The sequence below is a fragment of the Pseudomonas sp. 2FE genome, assembly GCF_005503735.1.
In the GTDB taxonomy this organism is placed as follows: Bacteria; Pseudomonadota; Gammaproteobacteria; order Pseudomonadales; family Pseudomonadaceae; genus Aquipseudomonas.
Map to the genome: position 1 here is coordinate 83,191 of NZ_SCMO01000007.1, position 20,795 is coordinate 103,985.

At 64.1% G+C, this 20,795-nt stretch carries 23 protein-coding genes; 18 read left to right on the top strand and 5 right to left on the bottom strand.

What is annotated here, in order from left to right; translation table 11 throughout:
* The first annotated feature begins 18 nt into the window (after positions 1-18).
* Both gorA and FFS12_RS12955 read left to right on the top strand, forming a co-directional pair.
* Positions 19-1,377 (top strand): glutathione-disulfide reductase, encoded by a 1,359-nt coding sequence (gorA, locus tag FFS12_RS12950; protein WP_137887195.1) that lies wholly within the window; start codon positions 19-21, stop codon positions 1,375-1,377.
* 7 nt (positions 1,378-1,384) lie between these two features.
* Positions 1,385-2,008: a trimeric intracellular cation channel family protein gene (locus tag FFS12_RS12955; RefSeq protein ID WP_137887196.1), complete on the top strand. Its 624-nt coding sequence runs from the start codon at positions 1,385-1,387 to the stop codon at positions 2,006-2,008.
* Positions 2,009-2,138: 130 nt separating this feature from the next.
* Here FFS12_RS12955 and FFS12_RS12960 read toward each other — a convergent pair whose 3' ends face one another.
* The 3 genes from FFS12_RS12960 to FFS12_RS12970 form a co-directional block, all read right to left on the bottom strand.
* Entirely contained in the window at positions 2,139-2,600 is a 462-nt protein-coding gene (locus FFS12_RS12960) for a copper chaperone PCu(A)C (RefSeq protein ID WP_137887197.1), read from the bottom strand.
* A 180-nt stretch (positions 2,601-2,780) separates the two neighbouring features.
* Positions 2,781-3,044, bottom strand: a complete 264-nt coding sequence (locus FFS12_RS12965; protein ID WP_137887198.1) for a MoaD/ThiS family protein — start codon at positions 3,042-3,044, stop codon at positions 2,781-2,783.
* Entirely contained in the window at positions 3,044-4,177 is a 1,134-nt protein-coding gene (locus tag FFS12_RS12970) for a glycosyl hydrolase (RefSeq protein WP_137887199.1), read from the bottom strand. The genes FFS12_RS12965 and FFS12_RS12970 overlap by 1 nt, the downstream gene beginning before the upstream one ends.
* Before the next feature lie 585 nt (positions 4,178-4,762).
* Between FFS12_RS12970 and FFS12_RS12975 the strand changes: the two genes are divergently transcribed.
* The 7 genes from FFS12_RS12975 to FFS12_RS13010 all read left to right on the top strand — a co-directional run bounded on the left by FFS12_RS12975 (position 4,763) and on the right by FFS12_RS13010 (position 10,228).
* Positions 4,763-5,452 carry an ABC transporter permease gene (locus FFS12_RS12975; RefSeq protein ID WP_137887200.1) on the top strand — a complete coding sequence of 230 codons (690 nt, stop codon included), beginning with the start codon at positions 4,763-4,765 and terminating at the stop codon, positions 5,450-5,452.
* A complete protein-coding gene (locus FFS12_RS12980; protein WP_137887201.1) occupies positions 5,449-6,162 on the top strand; it encodes an ABC transporter permease in 714 nt (237 codons plus the stop codon). Before FFS12_RS12975 ends, FFS12_RS12980 begins: the two co-directional genes overlap by 4 nt.
* Positions 6,163-6,334: 172 nt before the next feature.
* Positions 6,335-7,102, top strand: a complete 768-nt coding sequence (locus FFS12_RS12990; protein ID WP_137887202.1) for an ABC transporter ATP-binding protein — start codon at positions 6,335-6,337, stop codon at positions 7,100-7,102.
* A 536-nt stretch (positions 7,103-7,638) separates the two neighbouring features.
* Complete coding sequence (locus FFS12_RS12995) at positions 7,639-7,971, top strand: cupin domain-containing protein (protein WP_137887203.1); 333 nt, start codon at positions 7,639-7,641, stop codon at positions 7,969-7,971.
* 85 nt (positions 7,972-8,056) lie between these two features.
* Complete coding sequence (locus FFS12_RS13000) at positions 8,057-8,833, top strand: ABC transporter substrate-binding protein (RefSeq protein ID WP_137887204.1); 777 nt, start codon at positions 8,057-8,059, stop codon at positions 8,831-8,833.
* A gap of 249 nt (positions 8,834-9,082) precedes the next feature.
* Complete coding sequence (locus FFS12_RS13005; protein ID WP_137887205.1) at positions 9,083-9,394, top strand: multidrug efflux SMR transporter; 312 nt, start codon at positions 9,083-9,085, stop codon at positions 9,392-9,394.
* A gap of 33 nt (positions 9,395-9,427) precedes the next feature.
* On the top strand, positions 9,428-10,228 hold the full coding sequence (locus FFS12_RS13010) for a hypothetical protein (RefSeq protein ID WP_137887206.1): 801 nt from the start codon (positions 9,428-9,430) through the stop codon (positions 10,226-10,228).
* 12 nt (positions 10,229-10,240) lie between these two features.
* Here the strand turns inward: FFS12_RS13010 and FFS12_RS13015 are convergent, their stop codons facing one another.
* The gene (locus FFS12_RS13015; RefSeq protein ID WP_137887207.1) at positions 10,241-11,173 is read right to left on the bottom strand and encodes a LysR family transcriptional regulator; all 933 of its coding nucleotides are present in this window, start codon (positions 11,171-11,173) and stop codon (positions 10,241-10,243) included.
* Between the two features lie 191 nt (positions 11,174-11,364).
* Here FFS12_RS13015 and FFS12_RS13020 point away from each other — a divergent pair, with 191 nt between their 5' ends.
* Together FFS12_RS13020 and FFS12_RS13025 are read left to right on the top strand one after the other, a co-directional pair.
* Entirely contained in the window at positions 11,365-12,021 is a 657-nt protein-coding gene (locus FFS12_RS13020; protein WP_137887208.1) for a type 1 glutamine amidotransferase, read from the top strand.
* A 211-nt stretch (positions 12,022-12,232) separates the two neighbouring features.
* Entirely contained in the window at positions 12,233-13,084 is an 852-nt protein-coding gene (locus FFS12_RS13025) for a D-amino acid aminotransferase (RefSeq protein ID WP_137887209.1), read from the top strand.
* 230 nt (positions 13,085-13,314) lie between these two features.
* Here the strand turns inward: FFS12_RS13025 and FFS12_RS13030 are convergent, their stop codons facing one another.
* Positions 13,315-14,034 carry a metalloregulator ArsR/SmtB family transcription factor gene (locus FFS12_RS13030; RefSeq protein WP_137887210.1) on the bottom strand — a complete coding sequence of 240 codons (720 nt, stop codon included), beginning with the start codon at positions 14,032-14,034 and terminating at the stop codon, positions 13,315-13,317.
* Between the two features lie 89 nt (positions 14,035-14,123).
* Between FFS12_RS13030 and FFS12_RS13035 the strand changes: the two genes are divergently transcribed.
* The 7 genes from FFS12_RS13035 (at position 14,124) to sufT (ending at position 20,756) form a co-directional block, all read left to right on the top strand.
* Complete coding sequence (locus FFS12_RS13035) at positions 14,124-14,441, top strand: Rieske 2Fe-2S domain-containing protein (protein ID WP_137819813.1); 318 nt, start codon at positions 14,124-14,126, stop codon at positions 14,439-14,441.
* A 171-nt stretch (positions 14,442-14,612) separates the two neighbouring features.
* Positions 14,613-16,061, top strand: coding sequence for a Fe-S cluster assembly protein SufB (gene sufB / locus FFS12_RS13040; RefSeq protein WP_137887211.1), 1,449 nt, complete (start codon positions 14,613-14,615; stop codon positions 16,059-16,061).
* 15 nt (positions 16,062-16,076) lie between these two features.
* Positions 16,077-16,841, top strand: a complete 765-nt coding sequence (gene sufC, locus FFS12_RS13045; protein ID WP_137887212.1) for a Fe-S cluster assembly ATPase SufC — start codon at positions 16,077-16,079, stop codon at positions 16,839-16,841.
* Positions 16,838-18,178, top strand: a complete 1,341-nt coding sequence (gene sufD / locus FFS12_RS13050) for a Fe-S cluster assembly protein SufD (protein WP_137887213.1) — start codon at positions 16,838-16,840, stop codon at positions 18,176-18,178. The genes sufC and sufD overlap by 4 nt, the downstream gene beginning before the upstream one ends.
* Positions 18,175-19,449, top strand: coding sequence for a cysteine desulfurase (locus tag FFS12_RS13055; protein ID WP_137887214.1), 1,275 nt, complete (start codon positions 18,175-18,177; stop codon positions 19,447-19,449). Before sufD ends, FFS12_RS13055 begins: the two co-directional genes overlap by 4 nt.
* On the top strand, positions 19,446-19,907 hold the full coding sequence (gene sufU, locus FFS12_RS13060; protein WP_137819818.1) for a Fe-S cluster assembly sulfur transfer protein SufU: 462 nt from the start codon (positions 19,446-19,448) through the stop codon (positions 19,905-19,907). The genes FFS12_RS13055 and sufU overlap by 4 nt, the downstream gene beginning before the upstream one ends.
* A gap of 3 nt (positions 19,908-19,910) precedes the next feature.
* Positions 19,911-20,756 carry a putative Fe-S cluster assembly protein SufT gene (sufT, locus tag FFS12_RS13065; protein ID WP_137887215.1) on the top strand — a complete coding sequence of 282 codons (846 nt, stop codon included), beginning with the start codon at positions 19,911-19,913 and terminating at the stop codon, positions 20,754-20,756.
* The last annotated feature ends 39 nt before the right edge of the window (positions 20,757-20,795 follow it).

The following is a 20,795-nucleotide window of genomic DNA, read 5'->3' on the forward strand; positions in this document are numbered from 1 at the left end:
CTGATTAGGAGACTCCCGATGACGTACGACTTCGACCTTTTCGTGATTGGCGCCGGTTCCGGTGGCGTACGCGCGGCACGCTTCGCGGCGGGCTTCGGCGCGCGCGTGGCGGTGGCCGAAAGCCGTTATCTGGGCGGCACCTGCGTGAATGTGGGCTGCGTGCCGAAGAAGTTACTGGTCTACGGTGCGCATTTCGCCGACGACTTCGAGCAAGCGGCGGGTTTTGGCTGGTCTCTGGGGGAGGCGGGCTTTGACTGGGCCACGCTGATCGGCAACAAGAATCGCGAAATCCAGCGCTTGAATGGCATCTACCGCAACTTGCTGGTGAACAGCGGTGTCACCTTGCTGGAAAGCCATGCGCGCCTGCTGGATGCGCAGCATGTGGAGGTCGACGGTCAGCGCTTTAGTGCCAAACATATCCTCATCGCCACTGGTGGCTGGCCACAGATCCCCGAGATCCCTGGTCATGAGCATGCCATCAACTCCAACCAGGCGTTCTTCCTCAAAGCGCTGCCCAAGCGGGTACTGGTGGTGGGGGGTGGCTATATCGCCGTCGAGTTCGCCTCGATTTTCCATGGCCTGGGGGCTAAGACCTCGCTGTTATACCGTGGCGAATTGTTCCTCCGTGGTTTCGATGGAGCGGTGCGCAACCATCTGAAAGACGAGCTGAGCAAGCGCGGCTTGGATCTGCAGTTCAACGCCGAGATCACGCGGATCGACAAGCAAGCGGATGGCAGCCTGCAGGCCACCTTGAAGGATGGCCGGGTGCTGCACACCGACTGCGTGTTCTACGCCACCGGCCGCCGCCCCATGCTGGATAATCTGGGCCTGGAGAACACCGGCGTCGAACTGGATGAGCGTGGCTTTATCCATGTCGATGAACAGTTTCAGACCACCGAACCCTCGATTTTCGCCCTCGGCGATGTGATCGGGCGCGTCCAGTTGACGCCGGTGGCGTTGGCCGAGGGCATGGCCGTGGCGCGTCGCTTGTTCAAGCCGGAAGAGTACCGCCCTGTGGATTACGCGCACATTCCGACGGCGGTGTTCAGCTTGCCGAATATCGGCACCGTAGGTCTGAGTGAAGAGCAGGCGCGTGCGGCCGGGCATGAAGTCAAGGTGTTCGAGAGCCGTTTCCGGCCGCTGAAACTGACCCTCACCGAGTGCCAGGAGCGCACCTTGATGAAGCTGGTGGTGGATGCCAAGACCGATCGCGTATTGGGCTGCCACATGGTCGGTCCGGAAGCGGGGGAGATCGTTCAGGGCCTGGCCGTTGCGCTCAAGGCCGGAGCCACCAAGCAGGTGTTCGACGAGACCCTCGGGGTTCACCCAACGGCCGCCGAAGAGTTCGTGACCATGCGCAGCCCCGTTGCATCCTGAGGATTCCATGGAACTTCTGTTCTTCCTGAGCGACCTGTTCGGGGTCGCGGTGTTTGCCGTTACCGGTGCCTTGATGGCCGGACGCAAGTCCATGGATTTGTTCGGGGTATTGGTGATCGCCATCGTCACCGCGCTGGGTGGCGGCACCTTGCGCGATGTGATTCTGGACAATCACCCGGTCAGCTGGATTCGCGATGACACTTATATCCTGGTGGCCTCGCTGGCCGCGGTCGGTACGGTGATCTGGGTACGCCTGACCCAACCCATTCACGAGAAAGGCCTGTTGATCGCGGATGCCTTCGGTCTCGCGGTGTTCACCGTGTATGGCACCGAGGTGGCGCTACGGCATGACGTGCCGATGAGCACGGCGGTGATCATGGGCGTGATGACGGGCGTCGCCGGTGGGGTGATGCGCGATGTGATCTGCAACGAGATCCCACTGATTTTCAAGAAAGAAGTCTACGCCACCGCCTGTATCGCCGGCTCGCTGGTGTTTATCGGGTTGCTCCAGTTGGCCGCGCCGCATTGGGTCGCGACGGGTATCGCCATGTTGGTGGTGCTGCTGACACGACTGGCGGCGATTCACTGGCACTTGGCCCTGCCACGCTTCCATCTGCTGGATAGGGACTGAGGACGCTCTAGACCCTAGGCTGGGTAGAACAACGTGAAACCCAGCGCACCCACAATGCTGAGTTGACGCGGGGCTTCGGCTGAAGCCTCTAGCCAGCCTTCAGATACCGCGATAGGTAAACGGGCGGGGCTTAGTGATTGGCGTGTTCGTCTGCTGCTTGCGCTTCGATAGCCACTTCGACCTCAACCTTGCCGGCCTTCTCGAACTGCAATGTCAGCGGGAAACGCTCACCGGCTACCAGCGGTTGCTTCAGGCCGAACAACATCAAGTGAGTGCCGCCCGGAGCGAATTTAACCGCGCCGCCGGCGGGGATGCCGACCGAGTCCAGGTGCTGCATCTTCATCACTTCACCCAACTGAACAATGGTGTGCAGCTCGGCCTTGGCCGCCCGCGGTGTGGCTGCGCCAAGCAAGCGATCTTGCGTCTGGGCATTGTTATGGATGACGAAATACGCGGCCCCCGTCGGCGCATTCGGCGGCAGCGCGCGGGACCACGGATGAGCAATATGCAACTCGCCAGCGGTGTATTCGTGAGCGAAAGACGCGCTGCAAACCAGTGCCAGCAATGTCGAAGTCAGCATCCGCACCAGCATCTTGGTTGTCTCCCTGCGGTCAGTAATCAAGGTCGCGGCAAACCATAACATGGGCTCAGTGGTTTACCGATGCGGCGGGGGGAGGCCCCACTCAAGCGCCGGGACGCCCTGCGGCGGAAACAAAGGAGCAGCCAACAGCTATCTGTCCCCGAGCATTCGGATGCTGTCGACTCCGAGGCGTCACCCGCCCGATAGCGCGGCGACCAGGACCACCTCCGCCCCGGCTGGCAGCGGCGCGCTCAGCGCCCGCTCGATCTCGCCGTTGACGAACAGCTTGAAGTGCGGGCGCAGCGCGCCCTGTTCATCGACGACGCGAAAGCGCAGGCCGGGGTAGCGCGCGTCCAGTTCGACGAACAGCGCGGCCAGGGTCGGCGGGTCCGCCAGGCTCAGCTCGGCGACCCCGCCGGTATAGCTCTGCACGTGGGTGGGTAGGTGCACCTGCATCAGCAGGCCTCCAGCGCATAAATTTCCGGCAGGTGGCGCACCAGGCAGGTCCAGGACTCGCCCTCGTCCGCGCTGCCCCAGACCTCACCGCTGCTGGTGCCGAAGTAGACGCCGGCCGAGTCGCAGCCATCCACGCTGAGGGCCTGGCGCTTGACGGTGAACCAGGCCTGCTCGGCGGGCAGGCCCTGGTCCAGCCGCGCCCAGGATGCGCCGCCGTCGCGCGAGCGATAGAGCGCCGGCCGCCCCTGCGGCGACACCCGCGGCCAGACCTCGCTGCCGTCCATGGGGAACAGCCATAGGGTGTCCGGGTCGCGCGGGTGCAGGCCGACCGGGAAGCCGATGTCGTAGCGCAGCCCGTCCGGCGTCGGCAGGTTGGCGCCTATGTCGCGCCAGGTCTCGTCCGGCCGGTCGAGGCGGAACACCCCGCAGTGGTTCTGCTGGTACAGCCGATCCGGGGCGGTGGGGTGCAGCCGCACGCAGTGCGGATCGTGGCCGTATTCGTGGTAGCCGCCGGGCGGCGGCGCGGGCAGGAAGTCGGCGCGCACGCCACGGTTGAGCGGGCGCCAGGATTCGCCGCGGTCGCTGGACTCGAAGGTGCCGCCGGCGGACAGGCTGACGTAGAGATGCCCGGCGTCGCGCGGGTCGATCAGGATGGAGTGCAGCTTGGCGCCGCCCGGCGGCCCCTCGTTCGGATCGCCGGCCCAGGCGCGGTAGCTCGGGTGCTGGTTGAAGCCATCCACCCCCGCCCAGTTACGCCCGCCGTCGGTGCTGCGGAACAGGCCCTGCGGGGTACTACCGGCGTACCAGACGTCGGGCTCCGAGGGGTGGCCGGGGGTGAGCCAGAACACATGGTCGAGCACCCGGCCGTTCGGCTCGGTGGGGAAGGCTGGCGGCGTCTGCGCCTCCTGCCAGTTGGCGCCGCCGTCGGTCGAGCGGAACACGGTCGGCCCGAGGTGGCCGGTGCGGGCCGCGGCCAGCACCAGGTTGCGCTCGCGCGGGTCGCTGAGCGCGTGATGGATGATGTGACCGAGGAAATGCGGCCCGGACAAGTCCCAATGCCGCCGCTGCGCGGTGCTGGACAGTCGCCACAGGCCTTTGCGGGTCGCAATCCAGAGCTGGATAGAGGGGGGCATGGCATCTCCTCGGCGTGGACACACCTGCGCAGTGTAGGCCACCGGCGCTGGGGCCTTACGACTACCCGATAAGCGTCGAACCCCAGCACTGACTCAGGTGGTGAGCCAGAGCGATAAGGGGCGAATTAACCGTGGTCCCCGATTCAGTGCGGGATTGGCCTTGCTCTCGAATAACGAGCAATAACGTCATGGCCAGCGAACTTAGCATGAGAAGCCGCATGAGAAGCCGCGCTGCGCAGACAAAGCCAGCTGGGCAAGATTCACCATGTCCCGTCAGGCAACAATGATTGACTCTTCGTTGATGATCGCGCGCAGCCATTCGCTGAACATCGTGCTGTCCACTTGCTGCGGCAAGCGGCGCACGTCATCCCTCTCAAGGAGCCGCCTATGTTCCCTGGCGCAGATTCAACCACGCTGGCCCGATCGCTGTCGGCTGATAGCGAGCATCCGCAGGGCCATCTATCCCGTTCGGCGCTGGCTCTGCTGAACCTGAAACCTCTGCCTTATCCGATCGAACGCTGTGTAACCGCTGCTGGCAAAGACTGACTTGAGCAGATCCTCAAAGCGCTTAATAAGGAGAGAACGATGTTCTTGGAAGGTTACGGCCCGCTGATTCTGAGCGGTACTTGGGCGACGATCGAGCTGGCTGTGCTGTCGCTGCTGCTGTCGCTGCTGATCGGGCTGCTGGGGGCCAGTTTGAAACTATCCAGCAACCGTCTGCTGCGTGGACTCGCCACCGGCTACACCACGCTGATTCGCAGCATCCCCGACTTAGTGATCATGTTGCTGCTGTTCTACAACATCCAAATTTTCCTCAACCACATCACCGAATGGCTGGAAGTCGAGCAGATCGTCATCAACCCGTTCCTGGCCGGGGTGGTGACCTTGAGCTTTATCTACGGAGCTTATTTCACCGAAACCTTCCGCGGCGCGTTTCAATCGGTGCCGCGCGGCCTGATCGAGGCGGCGGTGGCTTATGGCATGTCCCCTTGGCGGGTATTCAAGCGCGTATTGTTTCCGCAAATGATGCGTTTTGCCTTGCCCGGCATCGGCAATAACTGGCAAGTGCTGATCAAAGCGACCGCGCTGGTGTCGATTATCGGCCTGTCCGATATCGTCAAAGCCACCCAGGACGCCGGTAAAAGCAGCATGCAGCTGTTTTATTTCACCCTCGTCGGCGCCTTTATTTACCTGGCGATCACCACGATTTCCAGCATCGTATTGACTTGGCTTGAGCACCGCTATTCGGTGGGCGTCAGAAGGGCTGAACTATGATCGAGATCATTCAGGACTATTGGCAGGCCTATTTGTGGAGCGACGGCTATCGTTTATCCGGCGTGGCGATGACGCTATGGCTGCTGATTCTTTCGATCGCCTTCGGCTTTTTGCTGGCGGTGCCTTTGGCGATTGCGCGGGTTTCCAAGAACCCGCTCATTCGCGGCCCGGTATGGTTTTACACCTACGTATTCCGCGGCACGCCGCTGTATATCCAATTGCTGCTGTTTTACAGCGGCGTGTATAGCCTGGAAGTGGTGCGCGGGAATCAAATGCTGGACGCGTTTTTCCGCGAAGGCTTCAACTGCACCGTGCTGGCGTTTGCGTTGAACACCTGTGCCTACACCACCGAGATCTTCGCCGGGGCGATCAAGTCGATTTCCTACGGCGAGGTGGAGGCGGCACGCGCCTACGGCATGTCCCGCTTCATGCTGTACCGCCGCATCATAGTGCCATCCGCGCTGCGCCGCGCGCTGCCGTTCTACAGCAACGAAGCGATTCTGATGCTGCACGCCACCACGATCGCGTTTACCGCCACCGTACCGGACATTCTGAAAGTGGCGCGCGACGTAAATTCGGCGACTTATGCCTCGTTCGAAGCATTCGGCATCGCTGCCCTGCTGTACGCGTGCATTGCTTTTGTGCTGGTTTGGTTGTTCCGCCGCTTCGAGATCCATTGGCTGGCCTTTATGAAACCCCAAGGCCACTAACAGGCCGTTGAAAAATGTAGGCGAGGCAGCCGAGACAAGGCGAAAACGGCCGAAAAAGCGCAGTTTACGTGTTGTAAATGAGCATTTTGAGGCCGTTTTTAACGCCGTATCGGCAACGTAGGTAGTTTTTCAACGGCCTGCTAATCCGCCTGGCTGCACTGGAGAAATCACAATGTATAAATTGACGGTTGACGACCTGTACAAAAAATATGGCGATCACGAAGTGCTCAAGGGCGTGTCGCTCAAGGCCAAGGCGGGTGATGTGATCAGCATCATCGGCTCTTCCGGTTCCGGCAAAAGCACCTTTCTGCGCTGCATCAACTTCCTCGAGCAGCCGTGCGCCGGGTCTATCACGGTGACCGGCGAAGCGATCCAGACCAAGCGCGACAAGCACGGCGCGCTCAAGGCGGCCAACCAGAAGCAGCTGCAAGCCATGCGCAGCAAGCTGGCCATGGTGTTCCAGCATTTCAACCTGTGGGGCCACATGACGGTGTTGGAAAACATCATCGAGGCGCCGATCAATGTGCTGGGCATTAGCCGCGCAGAAGCGCTTGAGCGCGCCCGTAAGTACCTGGCCAAAGTGGGCCTGGCGTCGGCGGTAGAAGACCAGTATCCGGTGCACTTGTCCGGCGGCCAGCAGCAGCGCGTGGCGATTGCCCGCGCGCTGGCGATGGAGCCGGAGGTGATGCTGTTCGATGAACCGACCTCGGCGCTGGACCCGGAGTTGGTGGGCGAAGTGCTGAAGGTGATGCAAGCGCTAGCTGAAGAAGGTCGCACCATGGTGGTGGTGACGCACGAGATGGGGTTTGCCCGCCACGTGTCCAACCATGTGGTGTTCCTGCATCAAGGCAAGATCGAGGAGCAGGGCCACCCGTCCGAGGTGCTGAACCAGCCGAAGAGCGAACGTCTACAGCAGTTCCTCAGCGGTAGGCTGAAATAACCTCCTAGTGTGCCGTCTCTAGATAAAGGTTCTGCACGGATTAGCGTGAACCAAGGCAGTGGTTGGCAGGCAAGCGCAGCAACCTCGTAGGCTGGGTTAGCGGCGTATGCCAGCAAGGTACAGGCGATACATTTTCCGAACGCCGCGTAACCCAGCACGGCGTCGGTACTCGCGCTGCCAATGCTGGGTTACGCCGCGCCAGATCCGGCTGCTTGAGCGGACCACCGCGCACGCGCCTAACCAGCCTACGGAACTGATCGTTATTGCTGCGACAGCACACTAGCTGTGCCAGCGGTTCCTGAGGTAATTGCAGGATTGGCCTCGCTCTCGAATAACCCGGCATAACCTCATGGGCCGCGAACTCGGCAGGAGAAGCCGCGCTGCGCAGACAAAGCCAGTTGGGCGAGCCTCACCATGTCCCGTCAGGCAACAGTGATTGACTCTTCGTTGATGATCGCGCGCGGCAATTCGCTGAACATCGCGCTGTCCACTTGCTGCGGCAAGCGGCGCACGTCATCCCACTCGAGGAGCCGCCTATGTTCCCTGTTGCCGATTTAATCACGCTTGCCCGGTCGCTGCCGGCTGATACCGACCACTCGCTGGGCCATCTATCCCGTTCGTCATTGGTGCTGCTGAACCTGAAACCTCAGCCTTATCCGGTCGAACTTCACCAAGAGACCGAGCGCATCTTGGTGCTGCAGGGTGAGGCGGGCGTCGAGTTTGAGCAGGGTGCAGTACGCCTGGCCAGCGGGGCGCTGTTGGTCCTCCCGCCCGGACAGCGGCATACCTTTTCCGCGGATTCGGATGCGGTGGTGCTGGCGATCTTTGGCGAGCCGGATGAAGCGGCAGCTCCAAACCCTCCCTGCTGAGCGGGGATTGCCGCGCTGCGGTGGCGAGGAAGCTGCCTTTGCAACTCCAATAACCTCAACCAACCATAAAAAGAGGCTTTAACTCATGAAAAAGGTATTTGCAGCGATGTCGCTGGCGCTGATGGCGGTATCCATCGGAGTGTCGGCCAAGGAGTTGAAGGAAATTCGTTTCGGCGTCTCGCCGGATTCCCCCCCGTTCGAACTGAAAATGGCCGATGGCAAGCTGGTCGGTTTCGATATCGACCTGGGCAACGCCATTTGCGAAAAGCTCAAGGCTGAATGCGTGTGGGTGGAGAATGACTTCGACGGCATGATCCCGGCGCTCAAGGCTAAGAAGTTCGACGGCGTGCTCTCTTCCATGAGCGTAACTGAGAAGCGCCAAAAGCAGATCGCCTTCTCCGACAAACTGTTCAACGCCCCGGTGCGCATGGTGGCCAAAAAAGGCTCCACGCTGCTGCCGAGCGCTGAATCGCTCAAGGGCAAGCGCATCGGCGTGCAGCAAGGCACTACGCAAGAAACCTACGCCAAAACCTACTGGGAGCCGCAAGGCGTGACGGTGGTGCCGTACCAGAACCAGGATTTGAACTTGGCGGACTTGCTGTCCGGTCGTGTGGACGCCACGCTGCAAGACGCGGTGCAAGCCGACATTGGCTTCCTGAAAACCCCGCGTGGCCGTGACTTCGCGTTTGCCGGCCCGACCCTGAACGACCCAGAAACCCTGGGTAACGGTACCGCCATTGGCCTGCGCAAGGACGATGTCGAGTTGCGTCAGCTGATCAACCAGGCGCTCGCCGACATTCATAAGGACGGCACCTACCAGCGTCTTGAGCAGAAGTATTTCTCGTTCAGCATCTACGAGTAAGCCGTTGCGGGTGGCCTGCCCTTTGCGGGCGGGCCATAGCATAAGTTGCTTTGCTCCGCGGGCCAGCTTTCCCCCGGCTCCAGAAAATGTCTGCCCCAGCCGGCATTCTTGCGTGGACCTAGTGCAGATCTGCTTCGAACACGGGTGAAGTGTTGAATCAAGCGCAAGCATCGATGCCCACGAGGGCAGGTTGCCGGAAGGCGGCTTGGGGATAGTGGTTGTCGATCGCGGTTAAGCAAAGGAAGTGACATGGCCTGGGTGATTTTGCTGTTTGCGGGTGTGCTGGAGGCGGTCTGGGCGATCGGGCTCAAGCGTAGTAATGGTTTCAGCGAGTGGGGGCCATCGCTTTACACCGTGCTGGCCATGGCTGCCAGTGTCTGGCTGCTGGGGGTGGCAATGCGCGAAATCCCGATCGGCATTGCCTACGCCATCTGGACGGCAATCGGCACCTTGCTGGTGTTTATCTTTGGTGCGCTTTGCGCAGGGCAATCCATCAGCCTGATGCAGGCGCTGTGTGTGCTTGGGCTGGTTGCCTGCTGCCTGGGCTTGAAATTCGCTTGATACGCCGTTGCTGCGTTTGCCTGGGAGTCATGCATGAAGGACAGAGCCGTTCCTGAGAGTTATATCGGCGTATGGCGGCGAACCTTGCTGCAAACCGCCACCGGTGAGAGCGATACCAGCACCCGGGTGTTCTGGCTGCAGTCGCGGCGCTTGCATGCCGATCTGCGCATCCGCTTGGACCGGCCGGTTTTGCCGGCTGGCTTGGGATTGGACGGCATCACGCCCGAGCAAGCGCTGGCGCTGGCCCGCCAGGGCGGGTTCGCGGGCACCACCCGGGTGGATGGCGATCTGTGCTGCTGGCAGCGTGAAATCGACTATCGCCCGCCGGCATTGGCGCCGGACATCGGCGCCATCCGTTTTGCCTCGGCAGATACGCTGCTCGAGGATTGCGTGCACGGCCGCTACCATGAGCGCTGGCAGCGGCTGCCCGATTCGCTGGGGGCTAGCCAGGGCTTTCGCCTGGAAGAAGTGGGCGCGTCCGGCGCAGCGCCGCGGATCGCTTATCTGCTGGTGTGCGGGGTTTATTTTGCGTTTGTGCGCAGCCGGGGGGCAGCCTTGCCGGCTGGCGCGAACCTGGTGTCCCTGGTCGAGGCCGCGCAGCAGGCGCAAGAGCGGGTGGCGCTGCTGGACTGCGAGCTGTCGTTCGGGCGGCGCGATGGCGAGGCGCTGAACTGGCAAATCGAGCTGTCGACCCTGCCGATGCGCGAGGGCGCCAGGCTGTTTGCCGAGCCGCCGGCGCTCCTCGGCGGGGCTCCGCGCTGGCAGGCTAACGATCGGCTATGGATCACCAGCCTCAACGGCCCGGTGCTGTGGCAAATCACCGATGCCGATTGATAGGCAGCCCGCCTAATCCGGGGCGGATTCGGTGGTCTGAGCCGCGGACTTCATCGCCTCGACCACATAGTTGAGCCAACCGCTGGCGCTGCTCGGGCGATAAACCAGCATCACCTGCTGGGTACAGGAGAAGGGGTTGTCGGTCAGGTCGAGCCGCAACAGCTGCAGTTCGGCCAGCGCATAGTCCGGCAGGTAGGCCAGCGCCAAACCGGCGCGCACCAGGCCATCGACCAGCAGCAGGTCATCGCTGCGGTAGCGGATGATGCGCGGTTGCCGATCGTCGCGCCAGCCGTCGGTGGCCGGCCCTCCCTGCAGCCCGCGAAACGGCGGCTGGGTCGGCACCACGAAGGGGTATTGCAGGACCTCGACCACCGTGGCACGCGGGCCGCTGGCGGGGGCTGCGACGGCGAGCGGGTGGCCGGCGCCGATGGCCACCTCAAAGCGGGTCAGGCCGATCTTCAGTGCGCTATGCCGCGGGTCGAGCGCGCCCAGGGCCGCCGTGGTCACCAGGGCCAGATCCGCCTCGCCGCGCCCCAAGGCGCTGAGCGCCTCGTCTTCCTTCTCGTTGCCGAAAGCCACTTGAGCGCCGGGAAAGCGTTCGCCGATCAAGCTGGCTATCCGCCGCCCCCAATTCAACTGCAACAGCGCCGGCCCGGCGATCCGGCAGTGGAAACTGCCGCGAGTCCCCAGAAACTCGCTGCGCATCTGGTCGGCACTGGCCATCAGCGCCGCGGCCCGGTCGAGCAAGCGCGCGCCGTCGGCATTCAAGCGCAGATTGCGCCCCTGGCGGTCGAACAGCGTGGTCTGCAGGGCTTGTTCCAGCCGCTTCAGCCCCTTGGATAGGGCGCTCGGGCTCAGGTGCAGTTCCCAAGCGGCATCGGCCAGGTTTTGGTGGCGCGCCAGGGCCAGGAATTGGCGCAGGGTGGCCAGGTCGAATGTTTCCATTTGCTCAATAGAAGTTGAATATTCGTGGATAAAAAAGCAAGTTTTATGGCGGACAATAGCTGACGTTTTCTGCCTCGGCAAGGAGGGGCGATGCTCGGCCTGACGCGCCCACTCCACCTTGTCTCAGCCTACGTTAAGGAGTTGGCTATGCACGCTTTGGGTTCGGTACTGGCTATGCGGGGAGACGCCGCATGAAGACAATCGCCTGCATTCAACATCTGGCCGAAGAAGGCCCCGGTGCCCTGGCCGATTGGGCCCTGCAGCGTGATGTTGCCATCGAAGTGTTTCGCGCCGACCTGGGGCAGTTACCGACCCATGGCGGCTACGCTGCCTATGTGCTGCTGGGCGGGCCGTTCGATGCGGTAGGGGCGGCTTGCCCGCCTTGGCTGGAACAGGAGAAGGCCTGGCTGGGCGGCGTGCTGCGCCAGGCTAAGCCGGTGCTCGGCATCTGCCTGGGCGGGCAACTGCTCGCCGATCGGCTGGGGGCGCGGGTTGCCCCCATCGACCAGCCAGAGGGCGGATGGTGCAAGGTGGAACTGATTGGCGATGCTGGGCCTAGCCTAGAGGTGCTGCAATGGCACGAATGGGGCTTTGCCCTGCCGGCCGGGGCCAGGCATCTAGCCCGTGGCGCGGACTGGGCGAACCAGGGCTACGCGGTCGGCGAGGCGCTGATCGGGCTGCAGTTTCACCCCGAATGGACGCCGCAGATCGTGAGTGCGCTCAACCGCCGCTTCGCTGCCGAGTCGCCGCTGCCCATGCCTTCGGCTGCGGACGAAGCCCGTTACGCCCGCGTGCATGGCTGGTTCTTCGAGTTGCTCGAGCGCTGGGCGGGGTCATGGTCGAAGTGACAGCTGCTGCCAGCGCGGCGCTGCAGCTATTCTATGAATGCCGGCAGCGCACGACTTCCCCTCGCCGGGGCTTGGTTGCGCCAATCAGACTGGGCACAACATAGCCCCCCAAAATTGCGCGGAATTGCGCCCAGTCCTCGGCCGATTTCGGCCGATTATTGGCAAAGACCGACTCATTCTTGCCTATGGGTTCGGCCTGCCTGGAGATGACATGACGGTATTCCTCAACGGCGCCTTCGTGGCGCCGGAAGATGCGAAGATTTCGGTGTTCGACCGCGGCTTCATTTTTGGCGATGGCGTGTACGAGCTGATTCCGGTGTACGCCGGCAAACCGTTCCGCCTGGATCAACATCTGCAGCGCATGGAAAACGGGTTGGCCGAAATCCGCATCGGCAACCCCTACCCGCGCGACGAATGGAGGCGCCTGATCGGCCAGTTGCTGGAGCGGCACCAGGGTCAGCAGCTGTCGCTCTATGTTCAGGTCACCCGTGGCGTGGCGCCGCGCGACCATGTGTTTCCAGTGCCGGCGCCGACCCCCACCGTGCTGATGACGGTCAGCCCGCTGCCGCAACCCTCCAAGGCCGCGTGCGAACAGGGTATCAAGGCGGTCACCCAGGCCGACTACCGCTGGGGGCGCTGCGACATCAAGTCGATCAGCCTGCTGGCCAACGTGCTGCTGCGCCAGCACGCCGCGGACGTGGGAGCGGCCGAAACCATCCTGATCCGCGACGGCCTGCTGACCGAAGGCTCCACCAGCACGGTGTTCATCGTCAAACACGGCGTGATCGCCGTGCCGCCGCTGTCGCACATGATGCTGCCCGGCATCACCTACGACGTGCTGCTGGAGCTCGCCCAGCGCCACGGCGCGCCTGTTGCGGTGCGCCCGATCAGCGAGGCCGAACTGCACGCCGCCGACGAAATCTGGATCGCCAGCTCCAGCAAGGAAGTGCTGGCGGTGGTGGAGTTGGACGGAAAACCGGTTGGAGACGGCCGGGTTGGGCCGGTTCAGCGTGAAATGTTCGCTTGGTATCAAGCGTTCAAGAACGATTTGATTGCTTCATGAGTGAAGAACGCACCACCCGGCTAGGGAAGGTCTGAACAAGTCCCTCCCGTCCAGATAAATTGATCGCACCCAAAATGACCAGAATGCCCCCATGGGGAAAGGGGTTGCTCGAGGTTTGTTTGGATCAGATAAATCACTACGCCCCCTTTTGCGCGGCAGGGGAAAGCCCGCTCGGGAGAGGAGGTGGTTGGCCCGTCGATTGGCGCGCGCTCCCGGCACGGCGCGGGCGATTAGTGGCCGACGCTCGGCGCGGGCAGGCCCGGGGTCGCGAGGATGCGGTAAGTACAGCGGCGGTCGCCGGCGAGGAAGTGCTCGACGCGCTCGACCGTGACGCCGTCACCGAGCAGCTCACGGAACAACGTCAACTCGCCGCCGCAAAGCTGGGTGCAGAAGTGCGCGGCCTGGGCGATCGCGCAGTGGTTCTCCACCAGTTCGATAGTGCCATCCTGGGCCGGGCGGCACTCGGCCATGAAGCCTTCCGCGCAGCGGATTCTCGCCAGGGCGGCCACGCGCTGGTCGAGCGGCAGGTCCTGGCGGGGCATCTGCGTGCGATAGGCGGCCACCTGTTTGCGTGTCCAGCCGTCGGTCAGGCGTTCCAGGCCCTCTTCGCCGAAGGTGCTTTGCACCACCTGCAGCATGTCGACCGCCAGCCCCGCGTGGTGATCCGGAAAGCGCGTATAGGCCTTGGGCGTCAGCCGCCAGATGCGGGCGGGGCGGCCAATCTTGCGCTGCTCGTCGGTGAAGTCGACCAACCCCTCGCCGTAGAGGACGGAAAGGTGCTGGCGCACGGCCATGGCCGTCACCCCCAACTGCTCCGCTACCCGCGCCGTGGCCTGGGGCCCGTCCCGCTTGAGCAGGAAGAGGACACGCTCCCGACCGGAACCCGGAGCCGCGGAACTCTTGCTGGTAATGCGCATGGTGGTTCCCTTTCCATACTTTGGAAAGTTCATTATTGACAATCGAGAGACGACCGTCTAGCTGTTGAATTTAGCGGCGTGGCGTCCTGCTACGAGCGGCGGTCGCACCCTGGAGGGGCGCCATGAGTGAATTCGTCAAGGTCGCCCGCGTCGGCGACATCCAACCGGGCAGCGGCAAGACCCTGAACCTGAGAGGAACACCCGTCGCACTGTTTAATGTGGACGGCCAGTACTTCGCCATCCACAACAGCTGCCCGCACGAGGACGGCCCGCTGGGCGAAGGAACGCTCTGCGGCTGCGTGGTGACCTGCCCCGTGCACGCCTACGAGTTCGACGTGACCAGCGGCGAATGCCTCACGGAATCGGCCTATCGAGTCGAGCGGTTCGAGGTTCGGGTGGACGGCGACGACATCCTGCTGCGGCAATCGGCGGATGCTTGATGCGCGGCGGACGAACTCGCGCCGCAACCGCCAAAAGGTAACTGCGCGACCGACCCAACCCATTGAATTTACAGGCTATCCATACTTTATAAAGAACCTGCTTGCTAAATATGCGGATGGAGTATAGTTAAAACGATCGAACCGTCCTGCCAGAAGCAGGAGGAGTAAGCGATGAGCACTGACAATGCCAAGATCCGCGAACTCAGCAGTCGCGCGTACAAGTACGGCTTCGTCTCCGACCTGGAGAGCGATGCCGCCCCGCGCGGGCTCAACGAAGACATCATCCGCCTGATCTCGGCGAAGAAGAACGAGCCGCAGTGGCTGCTCGACTGGCGTCTGAAGGCGTACCGCCACTGGCTGACGATGCGCGAGCCGACTTGGCAGAACGTCCACTACGCGCCCATCGACTACCAGGACATCATCTATTACTCGGCGCCTAAGCCGAAAACGCCGGGGCCCGGGAGCCTCGACGAGGTCGACCCCGAGCTGCGCGCGATGTTTGGCAAGCTCGGCATCTCGCTCGCCGAGCAGGAGCGCCTGACCGGCGTCGCGGTGGACGCGGTGGTCGACTCGGTCTCGGTGGCGACCACCTTCAAGCACAAGCTCGCCGAGGTCGGCGTGATCTTCTGCTCCTTCTCGGAGGCCGTGCAGAACCATCCGGAGCTGGTGCGCCAGTACCTCGGTTCGGTCGTCCCCTACAGTGACAACTTCTTCGCCACGCTGAACTCGGCGGTGTTTTCCGACGGCTCCTTCTGCTATGTGCCCAAGGGCGTGCGCTGCCCGATGGAGCTGTCGACCTACTTCCGCATCAACGCCGCGGATACCGGCCAGTTCGAGCGCACCCTGATAGTCGCCGAGGAGGGCGCCTACGTCAGCTATCTCGAGGGCTGCACCGCGCCGATGCGCGACAAGAACCAGCTCCACGCGGCGGTGGTCGAGCTGGTCGCGCTGGATAACGCGCAGATCAAGTACGCCACCGTGCAGAACTGGTACCCGGGCGACGCCGAAGGGCGCGGCGGCATCTTCAACTTCGTCACCAAGCGCGGCAAGTGCGCAGGCAGAAGCTCGAAGATCTCCTGGACCCAGGTCGAGACCGGCTCCGCCATCACCTGGAAGTACCCGGGGGTGATTCTCCAGGGCGACTATTCGGTCGGCGAGTTCTACTCGGTCGCCCTGACGACCAACCACCAGCAGGCGGACACCGGCACCAAGATGATCCACATCGGCCGCCACACGCGCAGCACCATCCTCTCGAAGGGGATCTCCGCCGGCCATGGGCAGAACACCTACCGCGGCCTGGTCAAGATACTCAAGGCGGCGACCGGCGCCCGCAACCATACGCAGTGCGACTCCCTGCTGCTGGGCAGCCAGTGTGGCGCGCACACCTTCCCCTATGTCGAGGTGAAGAACCCGAGCGCCCAGGTCGAGCACGAAGCCTCCACCTCGAAGATCAGCGATGAGCAGCTGTTCTACTGCCGGCAGCGCGGCATCCGCGCGGAAGACGCGGTGCCGATGATAGTTAACGGCTTCTGCCGCGAGGTGTTCAAGGAGCTGCCGATGGAGTTCGCGGTGGAAGCCCAGAAACTCCTGGGCGTGAGCCTGGAGGGCTGCGTGGGCTGAGGCCCGAGGTGGAGCATGCTCGAGATCAAGAATCTGCACGCCAGCGTCGAGGGCCGCGAAATTCTGCGGGGCATCACGTTGCGGGTAAACGCCGGTGAGGTGCACGCGATCATGGGGCCGAACGGCTCCGGCAAAAGCACGCTGGCCCAGGTTCTGGCGGGCCACGAGATTTATGAGGTCAGCGGCGAGGTGCTCTACGAGGGCCAGGATCTGCTCAGCATGCCGGCGGAAGCGCGCGCGGTCGCCGGCGTCTTCCTCGCGTTCCAGTACCCCGTGGAGATTCCCGGCATCGGCAACCTCTACTTCCTGCGCACGGCACTCAACGCCGTGCGCAAACAGCGTGGGCTCGAGGAGCTCGACGCGCTGGACTTCCTTGCGCTCGCCAAGGAACGCATGGCGCTGGTGGAGATGGACCAGAGCTTCATGAGCCGCGCCGTCAACGTGGACTTCTCCGGCGGCGAGAAGAAGCGCAACGAGATCTTCCAGATGGCGATCCTGGAACCCAAGCTCGCCATCCTGGATGAGACCGACTCGGGCCTCGACATCGACGCGCTGCGGATAGTCGCGGCCGGCGTCAACGCCCTGCGGCGCCAGGATCGCGCACTGCTGGTCATCACCCACTACCAGCGGCTGCTCGACTACATAGTTCCCGATCATGTCCACGTCATGGCCAACGGCCGGATCGTGCAGTCTGGCGACAAGGCGCTGGCCGTCGAGCTCGAGAAGCACGGCTATGCCAGCTACGAGCAAGACTCGACAGCACCCGGAGCCGGGCCATGAACACCGAGCCGAGCACCGCGAGCGCGGCATTCCTCGCCCGGCTCGAGCCTAGGGCTGACGCCCGGCAGCCCGCCTGGCTGTGGGAGCTGCGCCGCGCGGCGTTCCAGTGGGTAGCCGAACACGGCTTTCCCACGGCCAAGGACGAGGCCTGGAAGTACACGCGAGTCGCGCCCATCCTGGCGATTCCTTTCCAGCCGGCCGAGCCGGGCACGAGCCGGCGGCTGTCGGCCGCGAGCGTCGAGCGGCTCGCCGGCGACTACGGCGGCTCGCGGCTGGTCTTCGTCAACGGCTATTTCGTCGCGGAGCTTTCGGTGCTCAAGCAGTTGCCCCAAGGCACCCGGGTGAGCAACCTGGCCGCGCTGCTCCATGCCGACAGCGGGGCCGACAACGGGGCGCTCGAAACCCTGTTCGCGTGGTCGTTCCGTGCCCAGCCGCAGGCCTTCAGCGCGCTGAATGCGGCCCTCGCCGAGGACGGGGCGCTGGTGCGGATTCCCGCCCATACCACGGTCGAGGCGCCTATCCACCTGGTGTTCCTCTCGGACGCGGGCGCCACGCCGCTGGTGTCGCATCCGCGTGCCTTGGTACGGATGGGGGCCGGCAGCCGCGCGACCCTAGTGGAAAGCCACGTGGGCAGCGGGGGCGAGCTCTACCTCAGCAATGCCGTCAGCGAGGTCGTACTCGAGGCTGGCGCGGTGCTCGAGCATTACAAGGTGCAGAACGAGAGCACGACGGCCTTCCATGTCGCGCTCCTCCGCGTGCGCCAAGCCCAGGGCAGCCGTTTTACCGCGCACTCCTCGGCGCTCGGCGCGGCGCTGGCGCGGCAGGAGGTGCGGGTGGTGCTCGAGGGCCCCGGCGCGGAGGTCGCATTGAACGGCCTGTACCTGCCGCGGGGCGAGCAGCACCTGGACAACCAGACCTGCATCGAGCACCTGGCGCCGCGTTGCACCAGTCGCGAACTCTACAAGGGCGTGGTCGACGGGCGCGGGCACGGGGTCTTCGACGGCCGGATCATCGTGCGCCCGGGCGCGATGAAGACGGATGCCTGCCAGACCATCAAGACGCTGCTGTTGTCGGAATCGGCCCAGGCCAACACCCAGCCGCGGCTGGAGATCTTCGCCGATGACGTCAAGTGCGCCCACGGCGCCGCCGTCGGCCAACTGGATGAGCAGGCGATCTTCTACCTGCGCTCGCGGGGGATTCCCCAGGCGGCGGCGCGGTCTCTGCTGACCTACGCGTTCGTCAGCGAGATGCTGGAGCTCATCCGCCTGGCGCCGCTGCGGACCCAGGTTGAGCGACTGGTCGTAACGCAGTTGCGGGGCGTGGAGGTGGCGGCATGAGCGATCTCGAGAGCAGTCTTCAGACGCTACCGAAACAGCTCGAGCGCGCGGCAGGCTACGACGTCGAGCGCGTGCGCCAGGCATTCCCGATCCTCGCGGAAACGATCTACGACAAGCCGCTGATCTACCTCGACAGCGCCGCGACCAGCCAGAAGCCGCAGGCGGTCATAGCTGCGATGTCACGTTTCTTCTTGAAGGAGAACGCCAACGTGCACCGTGGCGTGCACTACCTCTCAGTGCGCGCCACCGAGGAGTACGAGAAGGCTCGGGCCAAGGTCCAGGGCTTCCTCAATGCCGAACACGTCGAGGAGATCGTCTTCGTCCGTGGCACCACCGAAGCGGTCAATCTGGTGGCGCAAACCTATGGCAAGGTCCATGTCCATGCCGGCGACGAGGTGCTGATCAGCGCCATGGAGCACCACTCGAACATCGTGCCCTGGCAGATGCTCTGCGAACAAACCGGCGCCCAGCTGCGAGTGGCCCCCATCGACGACGCCGGCGAACTCCGGCTCGATGAGCTGGAACGGCTGATCGGGCCGAGGACCAAGCTGGTGGCCGTCGCCCACGTCTCGAATGTGCTCGGCACCGTCAACCCGATCCGGCGCATCGTCGAACTCGCCCACGCCCGGGGCGCGCGCGTGCTGGTCGATGGCGCCCAGGCGGCGCCGCATCTGCGAGTCGATGTGCGCGCGCTGGGCTGCGACTTCTACGCCCTGTCGGGCCACAAGATGTACGGCCCCACCGGCATCGGCGTGCTCTACGGCCGCCGCGAGCTGCTCGAGGCGATGCCGCCCTACCAGGGCGGCGGCGACATGATCCTCTCGGTCAGCTTCGAGAAGACCGTCTACAACAAGCCGCCGTACCGCTTCGAGGCGGGTACGCCGAACATGGCCGGAGCGATTGGACTCGGCGCGGCGATCGACTTCCTCGGCGAGCTGGGGCCAGAGACCATCGCCGCCCACGAGCAGGCTGTGCTGGCCTACGCGCAGCAGGCGCTCGCGGCGGTGCCCGGCCTCAGGCTGATCGGCACCGCGAAGGACAAGGTCGGCGTGCTCTCGTTCGTCCTCGACGGCATTCATCCGCACGATATCGGCACCATCCTCGACCGTGAGGGGGTCGCGATCCGCACCGGGCACCACTGCGCCCAGCCCCTGATGCAGCGCTTCGGCCTAGCCGCCACGGCCCGCGCCTCGCTCGGCTGCTACAGCACGGAGCAAGACATCGATGCGCTGGTGGCCGGTCTGGCCAAGGTCCAGGAGCTGTTCCGATGAGTAGCGATGAGCTGCGCGACCTCTACCAGGACGTGGTGATCGACCACGGCAAGCGGCCGCGCAATTTCCGCCAACTGGATGGCGCTACCTGCACGGCGGAGGGCTTCAATCCGCTGTGCGGCGATCAGCTGAGGATTTATATCAAGCTTGCGGACGGGGTGATCGAGGACATCGCCTTCCAGGGGGCCGGCTGCGCCATCTCCCAGGCCTCGGCGTCCTTGATGACCCTGGCGGTCAAGGGGCGCAAGGCGGAGGAGGCGCTGGCGCTCTTTGCCCGCGTGCATGCGCTGCTGACCGAGGGGCCGAGCGCCCAGGTGACCCCCGCAGAGCTCGGCAAACTCGCAGTGCTCTCGGGGGTCTGGGAGTTCCCGGTGCGGGTCAAGTGCGCCACCCTGGCCTGGCACACGCTGCGCAGCGCCCTCCAAGGGGGCGACGGCGCACTGGTCTCGACGGAGTAAGCCATGGCAGCCGAGCGGCGCACTTCCAGCATTCCCAGCATTCGCCTCAGCGACTCGGCGCGGCGAATCTTGCGCGACGCCCTGGCCGAGGGGAGCGGGGACTGGGTGCGGCTCAGGATCGACGAGCGCTTCGCCCATGAGCTGCTCTTCGGGCCTGGCGCCGAGGGTGATATCGCCGTCGAAGCGGACGGCCTCAGCCTGTTGCTCGATCCCGCGAGCGCGCGGCGAGCCGATGGCCTGTCCATCGACTTCCTGTATGAACTGAGCGGCGCCGGCTTCAAGTTCGACAACCCCAACCAGCCGGGCCGCGCCCGGCCGATCGAGCTCAGCCGGGACTGCGCGGCAAGCCTGATTCCGCGCGGGGAACGGCTGCAGCTGGCGCGGGGCGAGTGGGTGGTCGTGACCCAGGCGCTCGGCGGCAGCTTCACGGTCAGGACCGCCAGCGGCCAGCTGGCGCGGATCGCCGCCAGCGATGCCGACGCGCTGGGCTACAGCGTCCCCCAGGCGAGCGGCCAGCCGGCGGAGGCCGGAGCCTTCGACCTGGTAAGCCAGGTGCTCGACAGGCTGCGCACCGTCTACGACCCGGAGATTCCGGTCAACGTGGTCGACCTCGGGCTGATCTACCAGTGTGAGGCGCAGCCGCTCGAAGGCGGCGGCCAGCGGGTCGCGATCAAGATGTCCATGACCGCGCCCGGTTGCGGGATGGGTGACGTACTGAAGGAAGAGGCGCGGGCCAAGGTGCAGACGCTCCCCGGCGTCAGCGAGGTCGACATCGAACTGGTCTGGGAGCCGCCCTGGGAGCAAAGCCGCATGTCCGAAGCGGCCCGCCTGCAGCTTGGTTTGTTGTGAGGAGGGCTGCTGTGAAGAGCCAGGTCATTGTGAGGAGCC

What these genes read in the sequence shown, in the direction of transcription:
- gorA (WP_137887195.1), top strand. Translation starts at nt 19, where the DNA reads ATGACGTACGACTTCGACCTTTTCGTGATTGGCGCCGGTTCCGGTGGC.
- FFS12_RS12955 (WP_137887196.1), top strand. Translation starts at nt 1,385, where the DNA reads ATGGAACTTCTGTTCTTCCTGAGCGACCTGTTCGGGGTCGCGGTGTTT.
- FFS12_RS12960 (WP_137887197.1), bottom strand. Translation starts at nt 2,600, where the DNA reads ATGCTGGTGCGGATGCTGACTTCGACATTGCTGGCACTGGTTTGCAGC.
- FFS12_RS12965 (WP_137887198.1), bottom strand. Translation starts at nt 3,044, where the DNA reads ATGCAGGTGCACCTACCCACCCACGTGCAGAGCTATACCGGCGGGGTC.
- FFS12_RS12970 (WP_137887199.1), bottom strand. Translation starts at nt 4,177, where the DNA reads ATGCCCCCCTCTATCCAGCTCTGGATTGCGACCCGCAAAGGCCTGTGG.
- FFS12_RS12975 (WP_137887200.1), top strand. Translation starts at nt 4,763, where the DNA reads ATGTTCTTGGAAGGTTACGGCCCGCTGATTCTGAGCGGTACTTGGGCG.
- FFS12_RS12980 (WP_137887201.1), top strand. Translation starts at nt 5,449, where the DNA reads ATGATCGAGATCATTCAGGACTATTGGCAGGCCTATTTGTGGAGCGAC.
- FFS12_RS12990 (WP_137887202.1), top strand. Translation starts at nt 6,335, where the DNA reads ATGTATAAATTGACGGTTGACGACCTGTACAAAAAATATGGCGATCAC.
- FFS12_RS12995 (WP_137887203.1), top strand. Translation starts at nt 7,639, where the DNA reads ATGTTCCCTGTTGCCGATTTAATCACGCTTGCCCGGTCGCTGCCGGCT.
- FFS12_RS13000 (WP_137887204.1), top strand. Translation starts at nt 8,057, where the DNA reads ATGAAAAAGGTATTTGCAGCGATGTCGCTGGCGCTGATGGCGGTATCC.
- FFS12_RS13005 (WP_137887205.1), top strand. Translation starts at nt 9,083, where the DNA reads ATGGCCTGGGTGATTTTGCTGTTTGCGGGTGTGCTGGAGGCGGTCTGG.
- FFS12_RS13010 (WP_137887206.1), top strand. Translation starts at nt 9,428, where the DNA reads ATGAAGGACAGAGCCGTTCCTGAGAGTTATATCGGCGTATGGCGGCGA.
- FFS12_RS13015 (WP_137887207.1), bottom strand. Translation starts at nt 11,173, where the DNA reads ATGGAAACATTCGACCTGGCCACCCTGCGCCAATTCCTGGCCCTGGCG.
- FFS12_RS13020 (WP_137887208.1), top strand. Translation starts at nt 11,365, where the DNA reads ATGAAGACAATCGCCTGCATTCAACATCTGGCCGAAGAAGGCCCCGGT.
- FFS12_RS13025 (WP_137887209.1), top strand. Translation starts at nt 12,233, where the DNA reads ATGACGGTATTCCTCAACGGCGCCTTCGTGGCGCCGGAAGATGCGAAG.
- FFS12_RS13030 (WP_137887210.1), bottom strand. Translation starts at nt 14,034, where the DNA reads ATGAACTTTCCAAAGTATGGAAAGGGAACCACCATGCGCATTACCAGC.
- FFS12_RS13035 (WP_137819813.1), top strand. Translation starts at nt 14,124, where the DNA reads ATGAGTGAATTCGTCAAGGTCGCCCGCGTCGGCGACATCCAACCGGGC.
- sufB (WP_137887211.1), top strand. Translation starts at nt 14,613, where the DNA reads ATGAGCACTGACAATGCCAAGATCCGCGAACTCAGCAGTCGCGCGTAC.
- sufC (WP_137887212.1), top strand. Translation starts at nt 16,077, where the DNA reads ATGCTCGAGATCAAGAATCTGCACGCCAGCGTCGAGGGCCGCGAAATT.
- sufD (WP_137887213.1), top strand. Translation starts at nt 16,838, where the DNA reads ATGAACACCGAGCCGAGCACCGCGAGCGCGGCATTCCTCGCCCGGCTC.
- FFS12_RS13055 (WP_137887214.1), top strand. Translation starts at nt 18,175, where the DNA reads ATGAGCGATCTCGAGAGCAGTCTTCAGACGCTACCGAAACAGCTCGAG.
- sufU (WP_137819818.1), top strand. Translation starts at nt 19,446, where the DNA reads ATGAGTAGCGATGAGCTGCGCGACCTCTACCAGGACGTGGTGATCGAC.
- sufT (WP_137887215.1), top strand. Translation starts at nt 19,911, where the DNA reads ATGGCAGCCGAGCGGCGCACTTCCAGCATTCCCAGCATTCGCCTCAGC.